We start from the raw sequence: 1,644 nt of genomic DNA, 5'->3' as shown, positions 1-1,644 counted from the left end.
GGTGTTCGAGGGCGCGCTTTTCCTGCTGTTTGAGGTGATGGTGCGGAAGCTTAGGGAATTGACCGGCGCGTCGCCCGAAGCCATGCGCGCCCGCCACACCAACATGGAATAGATCATGCGCTATGAACTGATGCTGCCACACCAGATCCGCAGGGCGATCGCCGAGAATTGGCCGGTCGCTCTGCCGCTCGGCGTGCTGGAATACCATGGCGAGCACATGGCCGTCGGCATGGACACGCTGGCCGTCATCAAGACGCTGGAGCTGTTCGAAAAGGAGAAGGACGTCGTCATCCTGCCGCCCTTCTACTACGGTGCGGCAAGCTATGCGGTGGCGCCGCCGGAAGGCAGCGGCTCGGTGCAGGTCGGCGGCAATGCGCTGGCGCCGTTCGGCGAGGAACTGTTCTACAGCCTGCTGCGCATCGGCTTCCGCAACATCCACGCCATTATCCACCACCAGACCGAGAACTTTGTCGCCGGCATGCCGACCGATCTGGCGTTCAAGGCCGCCGGCCGACAGGCGATCTTCCGCTTCCTCGAAAAGGAGCGCGGCGAGGGCTGGTGGGGGTCGCAGGCGATGGCGGACTATTATTCAGGACACGCGGCGGGTGAAAATTTCTTCAACTGGGTGCAGGTGCATCCGCTGATGTCGGCTGACATGAACGGCAAGTACCCGTTCGACCATGCCGGCATTGGCGAGACCTCGCTGATGCTGGCGCTATGCCCGGAGGCTGTCGATGCCAATCACTTCGCCGACAATACCGGCTGGTACACGGCGAGCGCCAAGGATGCTTCGGCAGAGCTCGGGCAGAAGGGCGTCGCCATGATCATGGACCACCTGCGGGCAATATTGGGACGCTAGCGCGCGGCTTCCCTTCTCCCACAAGGGGGAGAAGGTAAGAGGGCGCCATGCTACTTCACCGCGCCCGCGGTCATGCCCATGATCAGATAGCGCTCCAACGCGATGCCAATGACGGCGAGCGGCGCGATGGCCGCCGTCGCTAGTGCCGCCATCGACCACCAGTTGATGCCTTGCGAGCCGGTCTGGCTCGCCACCATGACCGGAATTGTCTTGGCGTCGGTCGAGGTCAAAAGGGCGGCGAAGAAATACTCGTTCCAGCACAGCACCATCGCCAGGATGAAGGCGGCGACCATGCCCGGCAGCGCGATCGGCATGACGATGCGGAAGAACGCGCCCCAGATCGACAGCCCGTCGACCAAGGCTGCTTCCTCGAGCTCGACCGGGATCGAGTTGAACTGGTCGCGCATGATCCAGATGACGATCGGCAGCACCATCAGCGTGTAGAGCAGGATCAGCCCGATGCGCGTGTCGAGCAGGCCGACCTCGCGGTAGAGCACCAGGAAGGGCAGCGCCAGCACCACCGGCGGCAGGATCAGCGGCAGATGCACCAGCCCGTTGAGAACCGTCTTGCCCCAGAACTGTCCCCGGGCAAGCAGAAGCGCGATCAAGATGCCCGGCGGCAGGCTGGCGAGCATCGCCACCGTTGCCACCTTGATGGACAGCCGGACCGCATTCCATTCGTCGGGAGTGAGGTCCAGCAGCCAGTTCATAGTGCCCCTTGGAACTCAGTTGCTCGGCGCGAGCACGGTAAATCCCTGATCCTTGAACAGCTCGGCCGCCTTGGC

General features: G+C 63.3%; 1 protein-coding gene and 2 pseudogenes. 2 read left to right on the top strand and 1 reads right to left on the bottom strand.

The genetic code is table 11. From position 1 onward, the window contains the following. Both EN991_RS41410 and EN991_RS35295 read left to right on the top strand, forming a co-directional pair. Positions 1 to 112: pseudogene (locus EN991_RS41410) on the top strand (6-phospho-3-hexuloisomerase); the annotation flags it as partial. Between the two features lie 3 nt (positions 113 to 115). Continuing rightward, entirely contained in the window at positions 116 to 859 is a 744-nt protein-coding gene (locus EN991_RS35295; protein ID WP_063167792.1) for a creatininase family protein, read from the top strand. 50 nt (positions 860 to 909) lie between these two features. On the opposite strand, the pseudogene EN991_RS35290 reads toward EN991_RS35295, so the two are convergent. Next, positions 910 to 1,536, bottom strand: a pseudogene (locus tag EN991_RS35290) (carbohydrate ABC transporter permease); the annotation flags it as partial. Positions 1,537 to 1,644 lie beyond the last annotated feature (108 nt).

It is taken from the genome of Mesorhizobium sp. M7A.F.Ca.US.005.03.2.1 (assembly GCF_003997795.1).
In the GTDB taxonomy this organism is placed as follows: domain Bacteria; phylum Pseudomonadota; class Alphaproteobacteria; order Rhizobiales; family Rhizobiaceae; genus Mesorhizobium; species Mesorhizobium ciceri.
The sequence above is the reverse complement of the archived record's forward strand: the minus strand, read 5'-3'. Positions and strand labels throughout refer to the sequence as shown.